This is a genomic window from Actinospica acidithermotolerans, from assembly GCF_018139625.1.
Classification (GTDB): Bacteria; Actinomycetota; Actinomycetes; order Streptomycetales; family Catenulisporaceae; genus Actinospica; species Actinospica acidithermotolerans.
This window is the reverse complement of sequence record NZ_JAGSOH010000034.1, coordinates 15,618-39,959: the sequence shown is the minus strand read 5'-3', so window position 1 is coordinate 39,959 and position 24,342 is coordinate 15,618. Positions and strand designations below refer to the sequence as shown.

24 protein-coding genes are annotated in these 24,342 nt (G+C 69.8%); 2 read left to right on the top strand and 22 right to left on the bottom strand.

Features of this window, described 5'->3' with window-relative positions; translation table 11 throughout:
- Positions 1–8: 8 nt before the first annotated feature.
- Positions 9–1,586 carry a N,N-dimethylformamidase beta subunit family domain-containing protein gene (locus KDK95_RS14040; RefSeq protein ID WP_307844353.1) on the bottom strand — a complete coding sequence of 526 codons (1,578 nt, stop codon included), beginning with the start codon at positions 1,584–1,586 and terminating at the stop codon, positions 9–11.
- 70 nt (positions 1,587–1,656) lie between these two features.
- On the opposite strand from KDK95_RS14040, the gene KDK95_RS14035 reads away from it, so the two are divergent.
- Positions 1,657–2,346, top strand: coding sequence for a demethylmenaquinone methyltransferase (locus KDK95_RS14035; RefSeq protein ID WP_212518578.1), 690 nt, complete (start codon positions 1,657–1,659; stop codon positions 2,344–2,346).
- Positions 2,347–2,578: 232 nt separating this feature from the next.
- The gene (locus tag KDK95_RS14030; protein ID WP_212518577.1) at positions 2,579–3,379 is read left to right on the top strand and encodes a CPCC family cysteine-rich protein; all 801 of its coding nucleotides are present in this window, start codon (positions 2,579–2,581) and stop codon (positions 3,377–3,379) included.
- A gap of 168 nt (positions 3,380–3,547) precedes the next feature.
- Here the strand turns inward: KDK95_RS14030 and KDK95_RS14025 are convergent, their stop codons facing one another.
- The 21 genes from KDK95_RS14025 to hemL form a co-directional block, all read right to left on the bottom strand.
- Complete coding sequence (locus tag KDK95_RS14025; RefSeq protein ID WP_212518576.1) at positions 3,548–4,093, bottom strand: hypothetical protein; 546 nt, start codon at positions 4,091–4,093, stop codon at positions 3,548–3,550.
- Positions 4,080–4,736 carry a hypothetical protein gene (locus KDK95_RS14020; RefSeq protein WP_212518575.1) on the bottom strand — a complete coding sequence of 219 codons (657 nt, stop codon included), beginning with the start codon at positions 4,734–4,736 and terminating at the stop codon, positions 4,080–4,082. The genes KDK95_RS14025 and KDK95_RS14020 overlap by 14 nt, the downstream gene beginning before the upstream one ends.
- Positions 4,737–4,868: 132 nt before the next feature.
- Positions 4,869–6,143, bottom strand: a complete 1,275-nt coding sequence (locus KDK95_RS14015) for an amidohydrolase family protein (protein ID WP_212518574.1) — start codon at positions 6,141–6,143, stop codon at positions 4,869–4,871.
- A gap of 11 nt (positions 6,144–6,154) precedes the next feature.
- A complete protein-coding gene (gene mqnC / locus KDK95_RS14010) occupies positions 6,155–7,300 on the bottom strand; it encodes a cyclic dehypoxanthinyl futalosine synthase (RefSeq protein WP_212518573.1) in 1,146 nt (381 codons plus the stop codon).
- 11 nt (positions 7,301–7,311) lie between these two features.
- Positions 7,312–8,112, bottom strand: coding sequence for a menaquinone biosynthetic enzyme MqnA/MqnD family protein (locus KDK95_RS14005; RefSeq protein ID WP_212518597.1), 801 nt, complete (start codon positions 8,110–8,112; stop codon positions 7,312–7,314).
- Positions 8,113–8,174: 62 nt separating this feature from the next.
- The gene (locus KDK95_RS14000) at positions 8,175–8,501 is read right to left on the bottom strand and encodes a DUF4229 domain-containing protein (protein ID WP_212518572.1); all 327 of its coding nucleotides are present in this window, start codon (positions 8,499–8,501) and stop codon (positions 8,175–8,177) included.
- A 14-nt stretch (positions 8,502–8,515) separates the two neighbouring features.
- On the bottom strand, positions 8,516–9,070 hold the full coding sequence (locus KDK95_RS13995; RefSeq protein ID WP_212518571.1) for a GNAT family N-acetyltransferase: 555 nt from the start codon (positions 9,068–9,070) through the stop codon (positions 8,516–8,518).
- Between the two features lie 88 nt (positions 9,071–9,158).
- The gene (gene mqnE / locus KDK95_RS13990) at positions 9,159–10,325 is read right to left on the bottom strand and encodes an aminofutalosine synthase MqnE (RefSeq protein ID WP_212518570.1); all 1,167 of its coding nucleotides are present in this window, start codon (positions 10,323–10,325) and stop codon (positions 9,159–9,161) included.
- A 122-nt stretch (positions 10,326–10,447) separates the two neighbouring features.
- Positions 10,448–10,903, bottom strand: a complete 456-nt coding sequence (locus KDK95_RS37695) for an Lrp/AsnC family transcriptional regulator (protein WP_212518569.1) — start codon at positions 10,901–10,903, stop codon at positions 10,448–10,450.
- A gap of 117 nt (positions 10,904–11,020) precedes the next feature.
- On the bottom strand, positions 11,021–11,665 hold the full coding sequence (locus tag KDK95_RS13980) for a UbiX family flavin prenyltransferase (RefSeq protein ID WP_212518568.1): 645 nt from the start codon (positions 11,663–11,665) through the stop codon (positions 11,021–11,023).
- Positions 11,662–12,570 (bottom strand): menaquinone biosynthesis prenyltransferase MqnP, encoded by a 909-nt coding sequence (gene mqnP, locus KDK95_RS13975; RefSeq protein ID WP_212518596.1) that lies wholly within the window; start codon positions 12,568–12,570, stop codon positions 11,662–11,664. Before mqnP ends, KDK95_RS13980 begins: the two co-directional genes overlap by 4 nt.
- Before the next feature lie 5 nt (positions 12,571–12,575).
- Positions 12,576–14,045 carry a menaquinone biosynthesis decarboxylase gene (locus KDK95_RS13970; RefSeq protein WP_212518567.1) on the bottom strand — a complete coding sequence of 490 codons (1,470 nt, stop codon included), beginning with the start codon at positions 14,043–14,045 and terminating at the stop codon, positions 12,576–12,578.
- Positions 14,046–14,067: 22 nt separating this feature from the next.
- Complete coding sequence (locus KDK95_RS37690; RefSeq protein WP_212518566.1) at positions 14,068–14,730, bottom strand: L,D-transpeptidase; 663 nt, start codon at positions 14,728–14,730, stop codon at positions 14,068–14,070.
- Between the two features lie 119 nt (positions 14,731–14,849).
- Complete coding sequence (locus KDK95_RS13960) at positions 14,850–15,938, bottom strand: dihydrofolate reductase family protein (RefSeq protein ID WP_212518565.1); 1,089 nt, start codon at positions 15,936–15,938, stop codon at positions 14,850–14,852.
- Between the two features lie 34 nt (positions 15,939–15,972).
- Entirely contained in the window at positions 15,973–17,832 is a 1,860-nt protein-coding gene (locus KDK95_RS13955) for an LCP family protein (protein WP_212518564.1), read from the bottom strand.
- 93 nt (positions 17,833–17,925) lie between these two features.
- Positions 17,926–18,975, bottom strand: a complete 1,050-nt coding sequence (gene ccsB / locus KDK95_RS13950; RefSeq protein ID WP_212518563.1) for a c-type cytochrome biogenesis protein CcsB — start codon at positions 18,973–18,975, stop codon at positions 17,926–17,928.
- Entirely contained in the window at positions 18,972–20,717 is a 1,746-nt protein-coding gene (gene resB, locus KDK95_RS13945) for a cytochrome c biogenesis protein ResB (protein ID WP_212518562.1), read from the bottom strand. Before resB ends, ccsB begins: the two co-directional genes overlap by 4 nt.
- 42 nt (positions 20,718–20,759) lie before the next feature.
- Positions 20,760–21,572, bottom strand: a complete 813-nt coding sequence (locus KDK95_RS13940) for a cytochrome c biogenesis CcdA family protein (protein ID WP_212518595.1) — start codon at positions 21,570–21,572, stop codon at positions 20,760–20,762.
- 20 nt (positions 21,573–21,592) lie between these two features.
- The gene (locus KDK95_RS13935; RefSeq protein ID WP_212518561.1) at positions 21,593–22,186 is read right to left on the bottom strand and encodes a TlpA family protein disulfide reductase; all 594 of its coding nucleotides are present in this window, start codon (positions 22,184–22,186) and stop codon (positions 21,593–21,595) included.
- Between the two features lie 126 nt (positions 22,187–22,312).
- The gene (locus KDK95_RS13930) at positions 22,313–22,981 is read right to left on the bottom strand and encodes a histidine phosphatase family protein (RefSeq protein ID WP_212518560.1); all 669 of its coding nucleotides are present in this window, start codon (positions 22,979–22,981) and stop codon (positions 22,313–22,315) included.
- Between the two features lie 55 nt (positions 22,982–23,036).
- Positions 23,037–24,338, bottom strand: a complete 1,302-nt coding sequence (gene hemL, locus KDK95_RS13925) for a glutamate-1-semialdehyde 2,1-aminomutase (protein ID WP_307844348.1) — start codon at positions 24,336–24,338, stop codon at positions 23,037–23,039.
- Positions 24,339–24,342 lie beyond the last annotated feature (4 nt).

The following is a 24,342-nucleotide window of genomic DNA, read 5'->3' as shown; positions in this document are numbered from 1 at the left end:
GAGCCGGATTAATCGATGCCGAGGCCCTCGCCGTTCGGCACGCCGTCGGCCGCGGTGTTGTCCTGCGCCGGGTGCGTCCGGCCGGCCGGCCCCTGCGCGAAGGCCGTCAGCAGGTTCAGCGTCGCCGTGCGCACGAACTGCCGCGCGGCCGAGCCGAAGTGCGCGGAGCACTGGGAGCCGAGCGCGCACTCCCAGCGCATCGTGCCCGCGTCGAACACTCCGGCGCCGGACGCGACCGTGTAGTACGAGGATTCCTGATAGCTGCCGCTCCCCTGGCAGGTCAGCGGCGAATGGCTGAGCACCTCGATCGGATGCGGGGTCGTCCCGATGTCGACGACCCGGTCGTACTCGGGCCCGACGAGTCCGGAGAACGACGTGCCCTGGGTGACGCCGGTCCCGGCGAAGATCCAGTTCTTCGGGTCGTACACCACGTACGCGGCGTCGACCGGATTGCACTGGTAGAGCGAGCCGGTCAGCGCGTTCTCCGGCCGCGGGTCGGGGGCATAGCGCCACTCCTGCGTGGTGTCGGACGGGTTGGTCGAGGCGAGCGGGTCGATCGAGTAGTCCTTGTAGCAGATCACCAGGCGGTCGGAGCCGAGCTGCGTCGACCCCCACCGGATGTGCCGGAAGATCGAGTTCGCGCCGAGGAAGGCGAGGTTCGTGCCGTGCTGGTCCCGCGCGTCCGTCAGCGTCGTGCGCATGGCCGCGGAGTAGTACTCGTCGTGCCCGTCCGAGACGATCGCCCGCGCGCCGTCGAACAGCTGCGGGCTCGTCTCCAACTCCAGGTCGGTCTCGTAGGCGACCGGCAGATCGTGCTGCTCGGCGAAGGAGACGAGCGCCCGGTCGAAGGGGAAGAACAGTCCGTCGCCCTCCGGCTCGTCCGGGTCGATGTACGGCCGGTCGAAGGACACCGCGTACGCCCGGCTGGAGTAGCCGCCGTTCGCACCCTGATAGAGCGAGTAGCCGCCCCACGTGTTGTACGCCTGCCACGTCGTGATCCCGGCGACCAGCACGACCTTTCCGGCGGTCGAGGTCGAGTGCACGAGCAGCGGCACGTAGCGCTGGTTCCCGGCCGAGGAGACGAGCTTGATCAGGTACTCCCCCGGCACCCAGCCGGAGGTGTCCACGGTCATCGAGGGCTGCCAGTCGCATTCGACCGTACGAGTGGACGAATCGAAGGACTGCGCCGTCTGATGGACGCCCTTCGTCGGGGCCGACCCCCACACCTTCGTGCCGTCGGCGCCGCCGTAGTAGCCGATCCGGTAGGCCGTCGCGGTGAACGAGGAGGCCGTCGTCGAGACGTACAGCTTGAAGGACTGTCCCGGAGCGACGGAGGCGAGGTTCGTGTAGCCCTCGATCGCGTCCTGCGCGCCGAGCGCGTTCTCGTCGATCTGCCACGACCGGTCGCCGGCTTTCGCGTTCTCCGCCGCCACGTCGATCCCCGACGCCGACGCGGCGCTCGCCGCCGCGGTGCCCGCCGCGGTCCCCGCAGAGCCCTGATCGGGGGACGCCGAGGCCGGCGTGCCGCCGCCCGAACCTCCCGTGCATCCGGCCGCGAGCAGGAGTACGCAGGTCAGGGCCCCCACAGCCAATCGACGCGACACCATATCGAGCCCCTTTGCCCATACACCTACCCGAAGGTGCCAGGATAGGACCATGAGCAGAGCGTCGTTGGCCAAGAAGCCGCGCGAGGTTGCGGAGATGTTCGACGGAGTAGCCGAGCGCTACGACCTGACGAACGACCTGCTGTCGCTGGGCCAGACCCGGCTGTGGCGGCGGGCCGTGGCCCAGGCCGTGGACGCCCGGCCCGGAGAGCGGGTGCTCGACCTCGCCGCCGGGACGGGAACGTCCTCGCTCCCCTTCCAGCAGGCCGGTGCGAGCGTCGTGGCCTGCGACTTCTCGCTGGGCATGCTCGAGGTCGGCCGCAAGCGCAACCCCTACCTCGACTTCGTCGCCGGCGACGCGACCAAGCTCCCCTTCCGCGACGGCACCTTCGACGCGGTCACCATCTCCTTCGGCCTGCGCAACGTCGAGGACACCACCGCCGCCCTGCGCGAACTGCACCGCGTCACCAAGCCCGGCGGCCGCCTGCTGGTCTGCGAGTTCTCGCACCCCACCCTCGCACCGCTGCGCACGGTCTACCTCGAGTACCTGATGCGCGCGCTCCCGGCGATCGCCAACAAGGTCGCCAGCAACCCCGAGGCCTACGTCTACCTCGCCGAGTCCATCCGCGCCTGGCCCGACCAGCGCGGCCTCGCCACCCTGATCCAGGCCTCCGGCTGGTCCAAGGTCGCCTGGCGCGACCTGACCGGCGGCATCGTCACCCTCCACCGCGGCACGGCGTAGTCGTCGCCTCGTGCCGAGATCACCCCGACCGCGGTACGGCGGCGTCGTCCCCCTCACTGCGGCATGCCGTAATCGTCGCCCCGACACGGTACGGCGGCATCGTCATCCCCACCGCGGCACGGCGTAGGCACGACGCGGAACTCGCCGGCCTGCTCATTCGTCGATGGCTGCAGAAAGTGCGGCGCCCGGGCCGGGACTCGGTCCCCTGCCCACAGCGGCGTGAAAACCCCTGGTGAAATGGCTGGGCGCCAGGCAGGATTCCGCCGTGTGCTCTGCTCAAGCTAACCGGGCCGAATCTGGCGAGCACGGATTCCCCTGCCCGTGCTGCGGATACCTTGTCTTCGACGAGCCGCCCGGCTCCTACGAGATCTGCCCCGTGTGCATTTGGGAGGACGACCTTGTCCAACTCCGGTGGCCGAGTTACACCGGCGGCGCGAACAAGCCGTCCCTCATCGACGCCCAGCAGAACTTCAAGTCCTTCGGCGCCAGTGAGCAACGACGCGCCGCTCGTGCCCGTCCTGCCACCGCAGCCGAACCCCTCGACCCTGACTGGTACCTCATCGAGCCAAGCTCGCTGCACGCGTTCGAGCCGGTCGGCGAACCGACACGGCCATGGCCACCCGACCGCACCGTGCTGTACTGGTGGCGCCCGACCTACTGGCGGATCCCACCGCACATCCTGGGCGCAGATGGCGGACCGGCACCGCTGCTACGCGAGATACATCCCGACTTCTCGGCGGAACTGGTCTCACTACTCGAAGCCGAAGGACACACCGACCTCGCCGTCTGCGCTTACGACCTGCGCATTATCGCCCGGTGCCCATGCAAAGACGACTTCTGCCAGAGCTTCTACACCGCGCCCAAACCCGACGGCGCATACGGGCCCGGCCACAGCAACATCCCGCTGTTCAGCAACAACGACCACAGCGGCATGATCGTGCTCGACGTCGTCCACGGCCGCATCATGTTCGTCGAGGTCCTCTACTACCCGCCCCTGCGCGAGCTACCCAGCACCACTGACACAACGCAGTGAGTCCGGGAAGAACCGAATTCGATGTCGTAACCGTCCTCTCCACCTCTGTCATCGAGATGACCCACTGCAGGCCCCAACGGAGATGTCACGCGCGAGAGGGCGGTGACACGTCGGTATGACCGCTGGACGCTTCCTTCGAGGAAATCGAGAGTCACCACGCGTTCGGTGTCACGTGTGATCTGCGGCCCAGAGCTCGCTGCTTCGGTCCGCGGCATCACGCAGGACATCGCCGTCGATCTCGGCCATCGATTCGCCGATCCCGAGGTCGAGCCACTGGTAGTACAGCTTGACCGGACCGGCCTGCGGGATCGCGGTGACGACGATCTCCCAGTCGAACACGCCCTCGTCGCTCGAGGCCCTGCTGGTCGAGATCAGGGGGCCAGGCTCAAGGGGCCCACCGGAGGGCAACACGCCCGCACGTCGCTCCAGCGCTGCCCGGCGTCCGTCGGCGAACTGCACGCCCAACCGAAGTCCCCGGGCCAGGTCCTCGGCGGTGAGCGCGTACGGGTTGCCGCTGGCCTGCACCCCGGAGAAACGCTGCGCGGCCTCGGCGGACGCTGTAGGCCGCAACCGACCGGCGATCGCGATGCGGAACAGCGACCGGTACACCTGCAGTCTCGGCGCGAACAAGACGATCTCGGTCGTGTCGGCCAGGACCTTGTTCCACGCGATCGTGGTGGGAACGGTCCGTCCGATTTCTTCAGCCGCGTGCATCGCCGTCTCCTTCGTCTTGGGGTTCGTCCCAGAGCGTGACGGCGTGTGCGGCCGCGTCGCGCAGCAGATCGCCGTCGAGAAGGACGAGGGACTCGCGGGCCTGTTCGGCCGGCCAACGGTAGGTCAACTCGAGATCGCCGGTCGCGGGGATGCCCCAGACCCAAAGCCCCTGCGTCCACTCGCTTTCGCTCCCGTGGCCTGAGGTGAGGCTGACCAGCGGCTGCTCGGGCGGCCGCGTCTCGCCGGACCTTCTGCCACGCCCTTCCACCTCGCAGGCCCGGCCGTCGGAGTAGCGCACGCCGACACGGAATGCCTGTTCGATCTCCTCGGGCGTGGGAGGTTCGCCGCCGCGGGGCGAGAGTCCGGCGAACGGATTCGCCGTGCGCGGAAAAGGCACCGGCTGTCTGCGTACCGCGTCACTGCCGGGCGTGTGGACCACAGTGGTGACAGTGAAGGCGAAACCATACGGATAGACGTCGAAGCCGTTGACGTAGACCGCCTTCGTTTCGTTGCGGATGAGTAGGACGTCCACCGGCAGCGCGACGGGCAGGATATTGCGCTGCGGTCCCCGCCACGGCGGTAGCCGGGGGCGGCGCGGCCGTTGCGGAGGAATCGGCGGTGCAAAGGAGTCGAAGAAACCCATACTTCGTATCCTGACATGGTTAGGCCTGGTAGGTGACTCTTTGAGTCAGCGCGCTCAGACCAGCAGCTCCTCTGACCGGCACCCGCACTGCGAGATCGACATGACCCCGGTCGCGGCATAAAGACCACGCAGCTAGCCCCGGTGGACGATCGTGCCGCCGAGGATCGTGCCGAGGCACCTGTGGGCACCGGTGGACGCGGCGTCGAGCAGGGCGCCGTAGGCGGTGGCCGGGGTGACGGAGGCGAGATCGGGCAGGGCGAAGACGGCGAGGTCCGCGCGGGAGCCGGGCTCGAGGCGGCCGACGTCGGTCAGGCCCATGGCGCCGGCGCCGCCGAGGGTGGCGGCCTCGAAGATGCGGCGGTCGAGGTCGGCTTCGGTGTAGCCCTGGGTCACGGCCAGGGCGCGCAGGGCGGCGGCTTCCTCGAGCAGGTCGAGGGACGGGCTCGAGGCGAGCGAGTCGGTGCCGATGCCGAAGGGGGAGTCCTCGCGCAGGTAGTCGGCGACCGGGGGCCGGCCGGACTGCAGGATCTTGTTGGAGCGGGCGCACAGGGCGGCGTAGACGCCGCGCTCGCGCAGGACGTGGCGGTCGGCCGGATCGCAGTGCACGCAGTGCGCGGCGTGCATGTCGGGGCCGAAGACGCCGAGCTTGTCGAGGAACTGCACGGGGCTCAGGCCGCTGCCGCCGTCGCGGATCAGCTCCATCGCCTTGCCGGCCTTCGTCATGCTCTCCGCGAACGGGCCGGTGCCGGTGAGTACGTACTCCGACTCGGCGGGCGCCTCGGCGACGTGCGGGTGCAGTCGCAGACCCTTGTCCCGGGCTATGGCGACGCAGTCCGCGAAGACGGCCGTGGCGACCGTGTAGGGCGTGTGCGGGGAGATTCCGAGGGTCCGGGAGGCCGGGCCGGACGCGAGGCGCTCCAGCAGCCGCGCACGGCCCGAGTCGGACCAGCTGCGCGCGTCCTCGAACACGATCTCGATGTACGACACGCCGCCGATTCCGCTGCGCGCGGTGGGCGGCAGCACGCCGGCCGGGTCGGTGACGATGTCGGCGACGGAGGTGATCCCGGAGCGCAGCATCAGGTGCAGGCCGCGCCGGGTGGACTCGCCCCACATCGCGTCGGTGAAGGTGGCGCGCTTCTCGATCATCCTGCCGATCCACACGTGGAACGGCTGGTCGAGCGAGTTGAGCTCCTCGAAGTCGGTGTACTGCAGGTGCGCGTGCGCGTTGACCAGACCCGGCGTCAGCACGCCGGACCACGCCCGCTCCCGGACGCCGGGGTGGGCTTTGACGAGTTCTGCCCGCGGGCCCACGGCCTGGACGCGATCGCCGTCGACGAGCACCGCTCCGTCGCCGATCGGGTCCGTGGAGACGGGCAGGACTATCGGCGCGCTGTGGAGGGTCTGCATGGCCGAAGACTTTAGTCGACGACGGTCAGCGCGGTGGAGGCGATGTGCGAACGCACCCGGTCGTCGACCGGATCGTCCGCGGGGTCGGTGTGCACCGCGAGGAGCTCGTAGGTGGTGCTGCGCTGGGCCGGAACGCGTCCGGCTGTGCGGATCAGGTGGATCAGCTCGCTGCGGTTCGAGCGGTGGCGCGCCCCGGCGGAGGACACCACGTTCTCTTCGAGCATGACCGAGCCGAGGTCGTCCGCGCCGTAGTGCAGGCTCAGCTGGCCGGCCTCCTTGCCGGTGGTCAGCCACGAGCCCTGGATGTGGTTGACGTTGTGCAGGAACAGCCGCGCGACCGCGATCAGCCGCAGGTACTCGAGGGTCGTGGTCTGCGTGCGGCCCTTGAGGTGGTTGTTCATCGGCTGGTAGGTGTACGGGATGAACGCGCGGAAGCCGCCGGTGCGGTCCTGCACGTCGCGGATCATCGCCAGGTGCCGGATGCGCTCGGCGTTGGTCTCGCCGGTGCCCATCAGCATCGTCGAGGTCGACTCCAGGCCGCGCTTGTGCGCCGTCTCCATGATCTCCAGCCAGCGCTCGCCGCTCTCCTTGAGCGGCGCGATGACCTTCCGCGGCCGCTCGGGCAGCAGTTCGGCGCCCGCGCCGGCCAGCGAGTCGAGGCCGGCGTCCTTGATCCGGGTGATCGCCTCCTCGATGGAGACGCCGGAGACCTTCGCCATGTGCTGGATCTCGGAGGCGCCGAGGGAGTGGATGACCAGCTCCGGGTACCGCTCCTTGATCGCGGAGAAGGCGCGCTCGTAGTACTCGACGCCGTAGTCCGGGTGGTGCCCGCCCTGGAACATGATCTGCGTCCCGCCGAGCTCGACGGTCTCGCCGCAGCGGCGCAGGATCTCGTCGAGGTCGCGCGACCAGCCGTCGGGCGACTTGGGCGCGACGTAGAACGCACAGAACTTACACGCCGTCACACAGACGTTGGTGTAGTTGATGTTGCGCTCGATGATGTACGTGGCGGTGTCCGCCAGGTAGGGCAGCTTCGCGCGGCGCGCGGCGTCCGCGGCCTGGCCCAGCTCGTGCAGCGGCGCGTGCCGGTAGAGCTCGAGGGCTTCCTCTTCGCTGATCCGGCCGCCGGCCGCGGCGCGCTCCAACACCTCAGTCATGTCAGTCCACCCTACGCATCGGCACCGAGGACGTCGATCCGCACGTCGGGATCGATGTCGATCTGCCCGCTGATCTGGCGGGCGAACTCCCGGACGCCGGCCAGGTGGCGCGGCCCGAAGGAGAAGTCGAGGGTGGTGTAGTACTTCTCGAGCTCGGCGGCGTCGAACACCTCCCAGCGGGCGACCTGCGCGGCCACCTTGTCCACCTCGTTGACCGCCATCTCGACGGAGCGCAGGAAGCCCTGGTGCACCTCGCGCACCAGGTCCGGGTGCTCGGCCAGGTAGGCGCGGCGGACAGCGAAGACGGCGAAGACCATCGGCAGGCCGGTCCAGTCCTTCCAGGCCTGTCCGAGGTCGAGCATGTGCAGCCCGTGCCGGGGCACGTCGATGAGCGCGGCCCGCAGCGCCGGGTCGCCGATGAGCACGGCGCCGGGGGCCTCCTGCATCATCAGGCTGAGATCCGGCGGGCAGGTGAAGTACTCGGGTGCCACGTGGAACCGCTCGCGCAGCAGCAGCCGGGCGAGCTGAACCGTGGTGCGCGAGGTGGAGCCGAGGGCGACCCGCTGCCGGTCGAGCTCCTCGAAGGGCACCTGCGAGATCAGGTTGCAGGACATCACCGGGCCGTCGCAGCCGACCGCCGGGCCCTCGAGCACGACGAGGTCCTCGCTGTGCTTGAGGAAGTGCGCGAGCGGGATCGGCGCGATATCCAGCTCACCCGCGACCAGCCGCTCCCCGAGCCGCTCCGAGCTGTCCTTGACGAGCTCGATGTCGAGCAGGGCGCCGGAATGCACCAGGCCCCAGTAGATCGGCATGCAGTTGAGGAACTGGATGTGGCCGACGCGGGGCTTGCGTACCGGACCGGTCGACCCGGCCGTCACGCGTCCTGCTCCTCGTCCTCGAAGGACGCGGAGTCTTGGATCTTCCGGCTCAGCCGCTGGGATCGGGCCACCAGCCCGGCCGACATGGCGTCACGGTACTTGGAGAGGGCGAAGAAGGACACGGAGCTGGACAGCAGCAGCGCGACGGCCAGCAGGATCAGCCGGTTCGTGTCGGTACTCAGGTCCATCCCGGCCAGCTTCGCGACGCCCCACATCACGACCAGCGCGACCAGGAAGAGCCCGAGCCGCAGCGTCGTGTAACGCAGGGTGGCATGCGGGATTCGCTGCGGGGTCTGCTGCACGGGCTCATTGTTCGCACTCACGGATTCACGGTACCTCACAGCTCCAGAGCCATGAGGATGCGGTCCCGGTAAGGCGTCGCGCCCTCGCCGTCCTCCGTGCGACCAGGGAGTTTGAGGGCCTTCGGCAGCCGGCCGTACTCCTCGTAGCCGCACTTCTTGTAGAACAGGTCGGCGCCGGTGCCGCCGCGGCAGTCCAGCAGCAGCAGCTCGAGCCCCGACTCGCGGGCCACGGCGGCGATCTCGGCCATCAGCGCGTAGCCGTAGCCCTCGCCCTGGAAGTCCGGGTGCACCATGACCCTTCGCACGGTCTGCCAGTGCGCCGTGAAGGCGAAGTCACCGCCGACCAGGAAGGCGAGCGCGGCCAGCCGGCCCGCCTGCTCCCCCGCGGCGACGCGGCCGACGACCAGCCGGGCCTGGCCGGCCAGGACTCCGGCGAACTGCTTCTCGGCCGTCGGCAGCACATCGTCCATGGCGACCGGGGGCACGAAGCCGACGGCCCCGCCCGCGTTGGTGACATCCGTCCAGCAGGCCACGATCTCGGCCCGGAGCTGCTCGGTCAGCTCCGGGTCCACCTCGAATTGCAGCGTCATGCGAACCATTCTCGCATAAAACTGCCGTGCTATGCATGATGTTTCACGTGGAACAATGCGCGACCACCCGGTGACGCATAGCCATCCGCTACTCGGCGAACACCATCGACTGCGGGGACTCGCGGCGCTCGGTGTCCGGCCCCGGGAACTCGCGCACCACCTCGTAGCGGGTGTTGCGCTCGACCGGAGTGAAGCCGGCGTCCCTGATCAGGTCGAGCAGGCTGTCCCTGGACATCTTGTTCGGGGTGCCGAAATCGTCGGCGTCGTGGGTGATCTTGTACTCGACGACCGAGCCGTCGAGGTCGTCCACGCCGTAGTTCAGCGACAGGCCGGCCGTGCCGAGGCCGTGCATCACCCAGAAGCACTTCACGTGGTCGAAGTTGTCCAGCAGCAGCCGGGAGACGGCGAAGGTCTTGAGCGCCTCGGCGCCGGTCGCCATCGGCTGGTTCATCAGCCGGTTGCGCTGCTTGCCGTCCTTCGAGTCGTGGAAGTCGTGCTGGAAGCGCAGCGGGATGAAGACCGCGAAGCCGTTGGTCTCATCCTGCAGCTCGCGCAGCCGGAGCACGTGGTCGACGCGGTGCCGCGGCTGCTCGATGTGGCCGTAGAGCATCGTCGCGGGGGTGCGCAGGCCCTTGCCGTGCGCGAGCCGGTGGATGCGCGACCAGTCCTCCCAGTGGGTCGCGTGGTCCACGATCTGCTGCCGGATCTCCCAGTCGAAGATCTCCGCGCCGCCGCCGGTCAGCGACTCGAGCCCGGCGTCGATCAGCTCGTCGAGGATCTCGTCCGCGCTCAGCCCGGAGATCTTCTCGAACCAGTGGATCTCGGTGGCGGTGAACGCCTTGATCGAGACGCCCGGCAGCACGGCCTTCAGCTCGCTGATGGACTTCGGGTAGTAGCGCCACGGCAGCGTCGGGTGCAGCCCGTTGACGATGTGCAGCTCGGTGATGCCGTCCGGCTCCATGGCCTTGGCCAGGCGGACGGCCTCCTCGATGCGCATCGTGTAGGCGTCCTTCTCCCCGGGCTTGCGCTGGAAAGAGCAGTACGCGCAGGAAGCTGAACACACGTTCGTCATGTTCAGGTGCCGGTTGACGTTGAAGAAGACCTTGTCGCCGTTCTTCGCCGTGCGCACGTGGTGCGCCAGCGAGCCGAGCCAGGCCAGATCGTCGCAGGCGTAGAGGGCCTCGCCGTCCTCGCGGCTCAGGCGCTCCCCCGCGAACACCTTTGCTTCGAGTTCCCGCTTGAGTCCGACGTCCACGGCCCGCTCCTTCTCCCAGCTACGCGGCAGTTACCTGGACCAGCGTACGCCGGGGCGAGGGAGCGACCGCGGGATGGGGGCCGGATCAGGGAGCGGGCCCACATCCCGCGGCCGCTCCGCAATCAATCCTCCGCCGGGATCGGGATCTGCCGGGCCTCCCACTTGGTCGACAGGGCGATCGTGGTCCGGGTGCGGGCCACGCCGCGGATCCGGCCGAGCCTGCCGATGATCTTCTCCAGGCCGACCGGATCGCCCGCCCGCACCTTGAGCACGAAGGACTCCTCGCCGGCGACGAACCAGCAGTCCTCGATCTCCGGGACGTCCTTGAGCCGCCGGGCGACGTCGTCCAGGTCGGCGGCGTCCGAGAGCAGCACCCCGATCAGCGCGGTCACGCCGAGCCCCAGCGTGCTCGGATCCACCGCCGCGCGGTAGCCGGTGATCACGCCGGCCTGCTCCAGCCGGTTGATCCGGTCGGTCACACTCGGCCCGGACAGGCCCACCAGCCGCGCCAGCTCCGCGTAGGTGGCCCGCCCGTTGGCGCGCAGCGCCTCCACCAGGGTGCGGTCGACCGCGTCCACTGTTGCATCCGCCTTCCGACTTGTGCGCGGTGGCCCACCCGCCTCGCGCCGCACAGGTTACCGACCTCTTCCCAAGCCCCGGACACTACATGCAAACGCGTGCACAGTCCCACTCGGTTACCCGCGCTGCTCCCCCAGTTGCCCGTTCCAGCGGCGCAGCAGCGAGTGCTCGACGCCGAGCGCGTCCAGCGCCTTGCCCGCGACGAAGTCCACCAGCCGCTGCACGCTCTGGCCGCCCGCGTAGAAGCCGGGCGACGCGGGCAGGATCACCGCCCCCTCCCGGCTGAGCGTGAGCAGCTGCTCCAGGGTGGTCGAGGCCAGCGGCGCCTCGCGCACCACGAGGACGAGCGGCCGACGTTCCTTCAGGTTGACGGAGGCGGCCCGCTGCAGCAGGTCCTTGGACAGGCCGATGCTGATCCCCGCCACCGCGGCCGCCGTCGCCGGGATCACCAGCATCCCGCGCGCCGGATAGCTGCCCGAGGACGGTCCCGCCGCGAAGTCCCCGGCCGTCCAGTACCGCACCGCGTCCAGCCGCGGGTCGGACGGCTTCCAGTCCAGCAGCGCCGCGAGGTCCTCGCGCCAGTGCGAGTCGCGGAAGGAGATCCCCGTCTCGTCCAGGATCGTCAGCCGCGCCGCCCGGCTCACCACCAGGTCAACCTCCTCGCCGCCGTCCAGCAGCGCCCCGATCGCGGCCAGCGCGTACGGCGTCCCCGAGGCCCCCGAGATCCCCACCACCCAAGGCCGCCGCCCCTCGCCGGTCACGGCGAGATCCCGCGGACCGCGAGATCGGCCAGGGCGAAGCAGAACAGCGCGATGCCGACGAATCCGTTCACGGTGAAGAACGCGCGGTTGAGCCGGGAGAGATCGGTCGGGCTGAGCAATGAGTGCTCGTAGGTGAAAGCGCAGGCGACGACCGCGACGCCGAGCCACCAGAAGACGCCGGCGTGGGTCAGCAGCCCGAACCAGACGAACAGCAGGGTGGTCGCGACGTGCGCGACCCGGGCCCCGGTGAGCGCGACGGCGACGCCCCAGCGCGCCGGGACCGAGCCGAGGCCCTGGTCCCGGTCGGTCTCGATGTCCTGCAGCGCGAAGATCAGGTCGAAGCCGCCGATCCAGATGCCGACGGCCACGCCGAGCACCACCGCGTCCCAGCTCCAGCGGCCGGTCACGGCCATCCAGGCGCCGATCGGGCCGATCGCCTGGGCGAGCGCGAGCAGCGCGTGCGGGACGTTCGTGAAGCGCTTGCCGTAGGGGTAGACGATCAGCGGCACGGCGGCGACGGGGGCCAGCCAGAAGCAGAGCCAGTTGAGCTCGGCCGCGGCGCCGAGGAAGACCGCGAGGGCGATGACGGCGCCGATCCAGGCCGTCTTCACGGACAGCACGCCGGTGACGAGCTCGCGCTTCGCGGTGCGCGGGTTCCTGGCGTCGAATTCGCGGTCGATGATCCGGTTCACGGCCATGGCGAAACTCCGCGCGCCGACCATCGCGATCGTCACGATGAGCAGCTGGCGCCAGTGCACGGACTTCGACACGGTGAACATCGCCGTCAGCGCCGCGATGTACGCGAAGGGCAGGGCGAAGACCGAGTGCTCGAGCAGCACCAGGTTCTTGAAGGCCTTCGCCTTGCCGCCGACGCCCTTGGCCGGGATCGGGGCCGTCACCTCCATGGCGGTCACAGTCCGTACTCCTTCCAGCGCCGGTCCACCTTCGCGGCCGTGGCCGGGTCGGAGACGATCATCTCCGGCCAGCCGCCGTTGCGGGTGTAGCCCTCCTCGGGCAGCTTCCTGGTCGCGTCCACGCCCAGCTTGCCACCCCAGAACTGCTGGTACGAGGCGTGGTCCAGGTGGTCCACGGCGCCCTCGGTGAGCAGCAGGTCGCGGGCGTAGTCGACGTTGCCGAAGGCCCGCCAGGACACCTCGGCGTAGTCGTGCACGTCGCAGTCCGAGTCCACCACCACGATCAGCTTGGTCAGCGACATCAGGCCGGCGCCCCAGATCGCGTGCATCACCTTCTGCGCGTGCTTGGGGAAGCGCTTGTCGATGGACACGATCGCGCAGTTGTGGAAGCCGCCGGTCTCCGGCAGGTCGTAGTCCACGATGTCCGGGATGATCATCTTGAGCAGCGGCAGGAAGAAGCGCTCGGTGGCCTTGCCGAGCGGTCCGTCCTCGGTGGGCGGCCGCCCGACAACGATGGACTGGAACATGGCGTTCTTGCGCATGGTCATCGTGGTGACCGTGAGCGCGGGGAACGGCTCGACCGGCGTGTAGAAGCCGGTGTGGTCGCCGAAGGGGCCCTCCGGCCGCATCACGCCGGGCTCGAGCCACCCCTCGAGGACGACCTCGCAGTTCGCCGGGACCTGCAGCGGGACGCTCTTGCAGTCGACGAGCTCCACCCGCTCGCGCTGGATGAACCCGGCGAACAGGTACTCGTCGATGTCGGCGGGCAGCGGCGCGGTGGCCGCGTAGCTCACCACCGGCGGGCAGCCGAATGCGATCGCGACCGGCAGCCGCTCGCCGCGGCGCTGCGCGACGGCGTAGTGGTTCGTCGAGTCCTTGTGGATCTGCCAGTGCATGGCGATGGTGCGCTCGTCGTGCCGCTGAAGACGGTAGAGGCCCAGGTTTCGCAGGCCGGTCTCGGGGTGCTTGGTGTGCGTCAGGCCCAGGTTGAAGAAGGAGCCGCCGTCCTGCGGCCAGGTGTGCAGCGCCGGGAGCAGGTCGAGGTTCACGGCGTCGCCGGTCAGCACGACCTCCTGGCACGGCGCGCCGCCCTTCACCCGCTTCGGCGGCACGGACCGCAGCTGCGCCGCCTTGCCGAGCGCGTCCTTGAAGCCGGACAGGCCGTGCGGCAGCTCGGGCCTGAGCAGCCCGGCGATCCGCTCGCCGATCTCATCCAGACTGTCCAGGCCGAGCGCCATGCACAGCCGCCGCTCGCTGCCGAACACGTTCATGGCGAGCGGCAGCTTCGAGCCCTTGACGTTCTCGAACAGCAGGGCGGGCCCGGGCACGCCGTTCACCCGGGTCTTCTGCACCCGGTCGGTGATCTCCCCGACCTCGAGGTAGGGGTCCACCTCGACGCTCACGCGGCGCAGCTCGCCCTCCTTCTCGAGGGCTTTGAGGAAGGACCGGAGATCTTCGTAGGCCATGCCTACAAGTATCGGGTACGGGCTAGTCGCGTATCTCGACCAGGTCGCCGTAGCCGAGGAAACGGTAGAAGTACTCCGCGTTGTGCAGCGACAGATGTATGCAGCCGTGCGACCGGACGGTGACGGGATCCTCGTGGAACGCGTCGCCGCGGTAGAAGTACACGCTGTACGGCATCGGCGCGTCGTACGTGTTGGACCAGCCGTTGACGACCTTGTAGAAGACATGGAAGTCGCCGGCCGGCGTCGGCAGGCCGGCCCGGCCGGTGGCGACTCTGACCGGGCCGTAGACCACCTTGCCACCGCGCATCAGCCAGGCTTCCTGCTTGGAGAGCGAGACGCAGGCGACCGCGTAGATGTCGCAGGGCACGCCCGCGGCGCGCAGCGCGGCGGTCTTTCCGGCGGCCGAGTTCTCGTACGCGGCCCGCGCGGCTGCCGCGGCCTTGGCCTTCGCGGCCGCCGCCGCAGCCTGCTCGGAGGCCACGGCCTTCCGGGCGGAGGCAGCGAGCTCGGCGCCGAGCAGGGGCTTCGCGTCGGTCACGGTATGGGCCGCGGCGATGGACGTCGCGGCGGCCGGGGAGGCCGAGGCCGGGTCACGAGGCGTCAGGGCGGCGGTGACCGCGACGGCGGCCACCGCGGAGCCCGCGGCGAGAAGGGGTATGGAACGGCGGAACGCGGATACGGACACTGCCGACTCCCCACGTCGAAGAAGGGTGCGCTCTCTTTCGTAAGTAGTAGCCCTCTGCGACGTGCCCGAATCCTGCCAATCAGGTGATTAGTCGTATTTATCGAAGCGATATCGATGCTTCAGCCCCGGGCGAGCACCTTGCGGTTCACCTCGCGCACGGCAGGCGCCAGCGCGGGCAGCTCGACCACCTCGACCCCGGCCGCCCGCAGCCGCTCGGCGCCGTCGCACACTGCGAGCAGCGCGGGCTCCCGATACGCCAGCACGACCCGCGGGATGCCGGCGGCGAGGATGTGATCGGTGCAGCTCAGCGGGCGCGAGGCGCGCGGCGAGCAGGGCTCCAGGGAGGTGTAGATCGTCGCCGAGCGCAGCCGCGGGTCGGCCGGGTCGAGCTTCGCGATCGCGACCTCCTCGGCGTGGTTCTTCGACGGGTCGCCGAGCCCGTACAGCGGTTCGCGCGAATAGCCGGTACTCAGGATCGTGCCATCCTCGGCCACGATGATCGCCCCGACGGCGTACGCATTGAGCACCGGCGGGCAGGACCGGGAGAGTTCGATCGTCAACCCGAGCAGCTCCTCATCCGAATCATTCCTCTGAACGAGGTACCGCGCGTAGAGCACGTCCCCCAGAGAGCGGTACTCGGCCAGCAGCATCCGCCGTTCCGGTGACTGCGGGAAGCCCGCCGGGCCCGGCAGGCCGAAGGCGCGCGGCGCCGCGGCGTCGCCGATGAGGAAGGGCGCGTGGGCCACCTGGATCTCGTCGGCGAGGTCCGCCGCCAGAAACTCCGTCAGAACCGCCGAGCCGCCCTCGACCATCAGCCTGCGCACGCCGCGCTCCGCCAGGTCGCCGAGCACGTCGGGAAGCGAGCGGCGGCCCTCGTACACGACCGTCTCGGCGCCGGGCTCGGTCAGCACCGCGGCGGCCGGGTCGATGCCGCGCGAGCCGCCGAGCACGACGCGCAGCGGGCTCGGCGCTAGACCGAGCGAGGTACGTTCGGCCCGCCGTTCGGCCGAACGGACGAGAAGCCGCGGGTTGTCCGCGCGGATCGTGCCGGCACCGACCAGGATCGCGTCGCTCTCGGCGCGTGCCGCGTCGACGCGGTCGAAGTCGGCGGCGTTCGACAGGAGCAGCCGGTTCGGCGAGGCGTCGTCGAGGAAGCCGTCGAGGGACGCGGCGAAGCTGAGCAGGACGTGCGGGCGTGAGTCGGCCATGGCGTCGATGCTATCGACGCCATGGCCTTCCCATTCAGCCCACGATGTCGCCCGAGGCGACCTGCACGCACTGCCCGGTCGTCGACGCGTTCAGCTGGGAGGACGAGCTCGGTGCCGTCGCCGCGGTCGTCCCCGAGGTGCTCGGGGACGAGGACGAGCCGGCCGAGGAGTACGTCGTGCCGCTCGTCCAGTCCGTGCCGACGACGACCGTCACCTCGGAGTAGTTCGAGGACTCCTCGACCTGCGAGCTCGGGATGCCCAGCGCGTTCGCCACCGCCGAGGCCGAGTCGGAGCGGCCCGAGGGGTAGTAGACGACCGTCTTGGAGGCGGTGCTCGCGTTGCCGGTCCCGATGTCGGACGAGGTGAAGCCGCTGGAGACCAGGGCCTGCGCGACCGTCGAGGCGCGGCCGGAGACCCCGGTGCCGTTGAGGACCTGCGCGTGGACCTGGGAGGTGACCACGCTGGAGGCCTGCTCGACGGAGCCCGTCGTATACGCGGCGGCCTCGGCCGTGGCCACGCTGGCGATGCTGTCCGACTCGCTCTTCGACGAGCTGGAGGAGGTCTTGGTCGAGGACGAGGAGTAGGCCACGTCGTTCTTGATGTTCGCGAACATCTGCTTGGCCTCGGTCTCGTTCCAGATCACCCGGTTGGTGTTGTTCGGATCGAGCTCCCAGGGCATCGTCACGAAGGTGACCCGGTTGGTCGGCACCTTGTTCATCGTGTCGAACAGCCCGACCAGGTTGGTCACGCCGGCCAGGCCGTCGTCCACCTGCAGGGACTTCGTGGCCGCGTCGGCGATCGAGTAGAGGTTCGCCAGGTCGGTGAACGAGGCCTCCGAGCGGATCTGCCTGATCATGTTCGACAGGAAGATGTGCTGGGCCTTCTCGCGGCCCAGGTCGGAGCCGTCGTAGAAGCCGTGCCGGGTGCGCACGAACTCGAGCGCCTGCTTGCCCTCGATGGTCGTGGTTCCGGCGCTCAGCCGCAGGCCGGAGTCCTTGTCGTACATGCTGTTGGTCACGCAGACCGGCACGCCGCCGAGCGCGTCCGACATGGTGACTACGCCGGAGAAGTCGACCTCCATGTAGTGGTCGATCGTCAGGCCGGTGAGCTGGTGCACGGTCGCGACGGTGCAGGAGGCGCCGTAGGCCAGCGAGGAGTTGATCATGCCGTAGTACGAGGAGTTGGAACCGCAGTCCGGGATCGTGGTCTCGGTGTCCCGGGGTATGGACATGATCGTCGCGTTGGTGCGGTCGGCCGAGAGGTGGATCACCATGAGCACGTCCGAGTTGCCGCTGCCGCCCGAGGAACAGTCGCCGCCGAGCTTGCAGTCGGCCGCGGAGACCCGCGCGTCGGTGCCGATGAGCAGGATGTTCATGGCCGTGTTGCCGAACTTGTCCGGCACCTCGGCCTGCTGGGTGACCCCCGTGGGCAGCAGGGAGGTGTGCTTGATGTTGCTGTCCAGGTGGGCGACGACGTAGACGCCGACCCCGACGACCGCGGCCACCACGCCCGCGGTCCCCAGTGCGGTGTACTTCAGCACTTTCTTCTTGCGGCCGGAACCGGACCTCGCGCCGCGCCGGCGCTTCGCGTTCAGCCGGCTGCGCCCCTTGGGGTCCACCTCGTCGAGGTCGAGGTCCGGATTGACGGTGCCCTCGGCCGCCTGGGCACCGACCGCCTCGTGGACGGCGGTCGCGCCGGCCGGGCCGGCCGCGAACGCGGCGGTCTGCGCCGGAACCGACGCGCCCGGGCTCCACGGGTCGGCCGCGGACTCGTCGAAGGCCGGCGGCCGGTACGGATCGTTGCGGGAGTACGGAGCGCCGACCTGCTCCGGACGGCCGCTACCGTAACCGCGCCGCGGGGGCTGCTGGTCGAAGTAGTCGTCGTCGTAGCTCATGGTGGTGCTCGCCCTTCCCAGACACGGTTGTCTAGTCGAAGGACGAGCACCCCGGGCCGTTGGTTGCCCGTTTCGTTATCTGTCGCTTGGCTGTTACAGACCCGCGTACGAGTGCTTGCCCGTGAGCAGGGTGTTCACTCCGAAGTAGTTGAACAGCACGCAGGCGAACGCGATCAGTGCGACGTACGCGGCAGCCTTGCCCTTCCAGCCGTGCGTGGCTCGCGCGTGCAGGTAGGCGGCGTAGACCACCCAGACGATGAACGACCAGGTCTCCTTGGGGTCCCAGCCCCAGTAGCGGCCCCAGGCCTTCTCCGCCCAGACGGCGCCGGCCATGATCGCGAAGGTCCACAGCGGGAAGATGAACGCGATCACCCGGTACGCGGTGCGGTCCAGCGCGACCGAGGAGGGCAGCCGGTCGAAGGTGCTGTTGAAGCGGCGCAGGCCGCCTTCCTCGTTCGCCGACTTGAGCAGGTAGAGGATCGTGGCCACGGTCGCCACACCGAAGGCGCCGGTGCTTATCACGGCCGCGGTGACGTGGATGTACAGCCAGTACGAGTGCAGCGCCGGGACGAGCTCCTCGGCGTCGGTGTACAGCAGCGTGTAGGCGATGCCGAGGGTCAGCAGCACGATGCCGGTGACCGGCAGACCCATCCAGCGCACCTTCTTGCGCAGGACGAGCAGCACCAGGTAGGCGAAGCTCATCGCGAGCGCGGCGGCGCAGGAGAACTCGTACATGTTCGCCCACGGCACGCGGTGCGCGGCCAGGCCGCGGAAGAGCACGCCGGCGGCGTGGAATGCGAAGCCGATGAAGGTCGCCATCACGGCGAACCGGCCGACGATCTCGGCGCGGAGGTTGTCGCCGGCGATCGTCGGCTCCTCCTCCTCGGCCACGGCGCGGGTGAGCACCGTCACGCCGTTGCCGCCGTCGACCGCGTTGACCGCCTCGACCTTGGGGGCGGCGGCCTGCTTGCCGAGCTTCACGCCCTCGGCCGCGGTGCCGACCTTCTCGACGCTCTTGCCGAAGCGCGAGCTGGTGCCGAAGGCCCACTCGCCGCAATAGGCGAAGAAGGCCGCGGCGTACCCGACCAGCGCGAGGGCGATGAACAGATTGCTGTAGTGCGCGAAATTCTCGTTGATACTCACGCGGGGGCTCCATCGGGGACGGGCTGCCGCACGGCCGCGGCCAGGCTTTGCGCGGTTTGGGTCACTTCGGCCGTGGGCGTGGCGCCCTCGGTGCGGGCCAGGCCCGCCACCTCGACCAGGCGGGTGCCGTCCGCCTGCTCGGTGACCCGCACCCAGATCCGGCGGCGGCGCAGGCCCAGCGAGCCGATCAGGCCGAGCACGGCCAGGACCGCCGAGGGGAGCACGACCTTCTGACCCGGGTCGTAGGCGATGTTGAACTGGGCCCACTGCTTGACGCCGACGAACGTGATCGAGCCGAGCTCGTTCGGCAGCGTCGCGGTCTGGCCCACCTTCAGTTCGAGCGCGTTGCCCGCAGAGGCGCTGGCGCTCTTGGACTTCACGTTCAGCTGCTTCATGTCGGTCGTGTCGAGGCTGTAGACGCTCTGGTCCTCGCCGCCGTTCATGTTCAGGTTGCCCGAGTACGCCGAGAGGATCAGCATCGGGTTCTGCGCCGCCGGGAAGATCGAGGCGGGCATCGCGCCGGAGGAGATGTACGCGGTCGGCAGGAACCAGCCCTGGAAGCCGAGGTCCGTGCCGTTCTTCACGTTGCTCGGTGCCTTGATCGCGCCGGAGGAGTCGAAGTACTCGTCCTGGCCGAGGAAGGTCACCGGGCCGTCGAACAGCACGTCCCCCTTGCCGTTCTTGACCTCGACGACCGGCGAGTAGCCGTGGCCCTCCAGGAAGACGTTCGTGCCGTTGATCGTCATCGGCGAGTTGACCTGCACGTCCTCGTTCCTGGCCTTCGCCGAGGGCGAGGACTTGAAGCTGACGTAGGCGTCGAAGGTGCGCGGCTGGGCGAACTGGTCGCCGCTCTCCTGGTAGGTGGCGGAGAACTTGTTCAGCGTGAAGCTGAAGTCCGGCAGGTCCTGCGCGCCGACCCACGGGCCGAGGGTGAGGCTGTCGTAGCTGGTGACCGTGTCCGAGAAGCCGGTGCCCTCGGTGACCAGCACCGCGCCCTTGTAGCCCAGGAAGTGGCCGATCGCGATGCCGATCAGGATGCCGATCAGCGAGAGGTGGAAGAGCAGGTTGCCGGTCTCGCGCAGGAAGCCCTTCTCGGAGGAGACCCAGCCGCCTGCCCTGTCCTCGCCGCGCACGGTCTTGAACCGGCGTCCCCTGAGCCGCTTGGCCGCGAGCTTGAGCACCTCGTCGGCTTCGGCGGTGGTGCTGAAGGAGGCGTGCACCGGCAGCCGCTTGAGGTTGCGCGGGGCGGCCGGCGGATTAGCCCGCATCGCCTTGAAGTGCGCCCAGGAGCGCGGCACGATGCAGCCGATCAGCGAGATGAACAGCAGACCGTAGATCGCGCCGAACCAGGGCGACTCGAAGACGTCGAACAGCCGCAGGTCGTTGAGGATCGGCGCCCACTTCGTGTGCGACTGGTAGAAGGTGGTCACCTTCGACGGGTCGATCGAGTTCTGCGGCAGGATCGAGCCGGGGATCGCGGCCAGCGAGAGCATGAACAGCAGCACGAGCGCGATGCGCATCGAGGTCAGCTGCCGCCAGGTCCAGCGCAGCATGCCGAGGGCGCCGAGCGAGGGGACCGCTATCCCGTCGTCCGTCCTCGGCGCGGTGGACAGCTTCTCGGCCCGCTCGGCCGCCGCCGCCTCGACCGCGTCCTCGGTCAGGCGCTCCTGCTCGACGGGCTCGGGCGGGTCGGCGTCGGCGGCCGGAGCCGTTCCGACGGTGTCCTGCGTCTGCTCACTCACCTGGACTAATCCTTCGTTGTGTACGTCGTCCCCGCGTACGGTCTACAGGGGCAGCGTCGTGCCCGAGATCCATGACTGCATCTGCGTGATCAGGTGTTCCCAGAACCCGGAGACCAGGGCGATGCCGACCAGTCCGATCATCGCGCCGCCGAGCCGGGTCACCAGCGCGTAGTGCCGCTTGATCCAGCCGATCGCGCGCATCGCCCAGCCGAAGGCCAGCGCCGCGGCCAGGAACGGCACGCCGAGGCCGAGGCAGTAGAACGCGGACAGCAGGGCGCCGCGGCCGGCGGTGCCCTGGGTGAACGCGAGGCTCTGCACGGCGGTCAGCGTCGGGCCGAGGCAGGGCGTCCAGCCGATGCCGAACACCAGGCCGAGCAGCGGTGCGCCGAGCAGGCCCATCGCCGGCCGGTAGTGGAAGCGCACGTCCCGCTGCATCCAGCCGCTCCACCGGTCCGGGATCAGCCCGGCGAAGAACACGCCCATCAGGATCATCACCAGGCCGAACGCGATGTCGAGCCCGCGCTGGTGCGCGATCAGCGACTCGCCCCAGTCGCCGAAGGCGTAGCCGGCGGTGACGAAGACCGTGGAGAATCCGAGCACGAACAGGAACGCGCCGAGCAGCGTGCGGTGCCGGGCGCCGAAGCGGAAGCGGCGGGCCGGCCGGCCGTCCGCGCCCTCCGTCTCGTCCGGCGCGGCCGCGCCCGCGCCGGCCCGGTCCTGCGCGTCCACCGCGGACATGCCGGTGACGTAGGACAGGTAGCCGGGGACCAGCGGCAGCACGCAGGGCGAGGCGAAGGAGATCGCGCCCGCCGCCACGGCCACGGGGACCGCCAGCAGCAGCGAGCCGCTGTCCATCAGGGACCCGATCGACAAGGTCAGCTCCCGGAGAGGGTGTAGTCGATCTCCTTGAGCAGCTCCGGCTCCGTGATGCCGCCGAGCGCGCGCACCGCGACCTTGCCGCTGCTGTCCACAATCACGGTGGACGGCACGCTGGTGGCCGGGATTATCTCCTTCAGGTCGAGCACCAGCGTCTCGTCCGGGTCCTGCAAGGAGGGGTACGAGATGCCGAACTGCGAGTTGTACGCGATGGCCGCGGCGTTGTCGTCCCGGGTGTTGATGCCGACGAACTCGACGCCCTTGGCGTGGTACTTCTGATAGGCCTCGGCGAAGTCCGGCGCCTCCTCGCGGCACGGCGTGCACCACGAGCCCCACACGTTGATCACCGTCACGTGGCCGGTGTAGTCGACGGACAGCGACTTGCCCTGCAGCGTGGTGCCGGAGAGCGCGGGCATCGCCTGCCGGTCCGCGGCCTTCACCTGCGAGATGCCGGTGGTGACCTTGACGTATCCGGTCTGCGCTCCGTTCGAGCTGCCGGAGCTGCTCCCGCAGCCCGCGAGGACCGCGGCCGCGGCGAGGCTCGCGGCCGCGACGGCGAGCGTACGGCGGCGGGCGGGTTTCGGTGCGACCATGCGAAGAGTTTCGCATGCCCGATTTCTGGCGAAGCCGTCGGGTCAGCGGTTCTCAGGAAAGCTCAGCAAGCCGTGATCTCGGCGTGACCTTCTCCCGGCCGCCGACCCGACGCCCCGTCAGGCGTTTCACGCCCCGGCGACGAATTTCTTCGTGGTCTTCACCGGCAGCAGGTCCTTGGACGGCTCGTGGTACTCCAGGCCGACGAGCTGCGTCCCGACGTAGTGGAACGAGGTGACCGAGGCGAGCGAGCACTCGCGCTTGCGCGGGTCGTGCCACAGCGGCCGGTGCTCGGCGGCGAGCCGGCTGACCCAGATCGGCAGCTGGTGGCTGACGCACACGGCCTCGTGCCCGAGCGCCTTGTCGCGGGCCGCCTCGAGCGCCGCGCGCACCCGCGCGACCTGCTCCTTGTACGGCTCGCCCCAGGACGGCCGGAAGGGGTTGTACAGCTTGGGCCAGGTGGCCGGGCGCTTGAGCACGCCGTCGCCGACGCTGAACTTCTTGCCCTCGAAGAAGTTCGAGGCCTCGATCAGCCGGCCGTCCGTCGCCAGCTCGACGTCGCGCCGCGCCGCGATCGGCGCGGCCGTCTCCTGGGCCCGGTCCAGCGGCGAGGCCACCACGTAGGTCACGTCGCGCTCGGCGAAGAACTCGGCGCCGCGCTCGGCCATCTTGCGGCCGAGCTCGGACAGGTGGAAGTCGGGCAGCCGGCCGTAGAGGATCCCCTCCGGGTTGAAGACCTCGCCGTGCCGCATCAGGTGGACGACGGTCTTGACTCCGGGGTCGATCTGCTGCGTCATGCGCGTTCCTTCTGCTGGGGGTGCCATCGGTCGGGGCGTGGGACGGAGGGCGGGCTCAGGCGCTCGCGGCGGCCCGCGCGGCGGCCGGCAGGGCCTCGGCGATCCGGGCGATCGCGGCGTCGTCGTGCGCGGCGGATACGAACCAGGCCTCGAAGGCGCTCGGCGGCAGGTAGACGCCGTCGGACAGCATGCTGTGGAAGAAGGCCTTGAACTTCCCGGTGTCCTGGGTCTTGGCCGTCGCGTAGTCGTTGACCGCTGCGTCGGTGAAGAAGATCGAGAACATCGTCCCGGCGAACTGCACCCGGTGCCCCACCCCCGCCTCGGAGAGCGCGTCGGAGGCGAGCTGGGCCACGGTCTTCGCCGTCGCGTCCAGGTGCGTGTAGACCTCGGGGGTGCAGTGGCGCAGCGTGGCCAGGCCGGCGGCCGTCGCCACCGGGTTCCCGGAGAGCGTGCCCGCCTGGTAGACCGGGCCGTGCGGCGCGAGCTGGCCCATCACGTCGGCGCGGCCGCCGAACGCCGCGGCCGGGAAGCCGCCGCCCATCACCTTGCCGAAGGTCATCAGGTCGGGCGCGACGCCGTCGATGCCGAACCAGCCCTCGCGCGAGCTGCGGAAGCCGGTCATCACCTCGTCCGAGATGTAGAGGGCGCCGTTGGCGTGGCACAGATCACGCAGCGCGGCGTTGAAGCCGGGCAGCGGCGGGACCACGCCCATGTTCCCGGCGGCGGCCTCGGTGATCACGCAGGCGATGGAGTCCCCGAATTCGGCGAACGCCGCGCGCACCGCCTCGAGGTCGTTGTACGGGAGCACGATCGTGTCGCCGGTCTGGGTGCCGGTCACGCCGGGCGTGTCGGGCAGCGCGAGCGTCGCGACGCCGGAGCCGGCGGCGGCCAGCAGCGCGTCGACGTGCCCGTGGTAGCAGCCGGCGAACTTGACGACCTTCGAGCGTCCGGTGAAGCCGCGGGCGAGCCGGATCGCCGACATCGTGGCCTCGGTGCCGGAGGAGACGAGCCGGACCTGCTCCAGCGGGGCGATCCGGGCCACCATCTCCTCGGCGAGCGCCACCTCGCCCTCGCTCGGCGTGCCGAAGGAGGTGCCCCGGGCCAGTGCGGCGCCCGCGGCCTCGAGCACCGCGGGGTGCGCGTGGCCGAGGATCATCGGGCCCCAGGAGCAGACGAGGTCGACGTACTCGCGTCCGTCGGCGTCGGTGAGGTACGCGCCGCGCCCGGAGACCATGAAGCGCGGCGTCCCGCCGACCCCCTGGAACGCGCGGACCGGCGAGTTGACCCCGCCCGGGGTCACCGCCTGGGCGCGGTCGAACAGTGCGGCGGATGCGGGGGCGTCATAGTCGTAGCTCACGCTC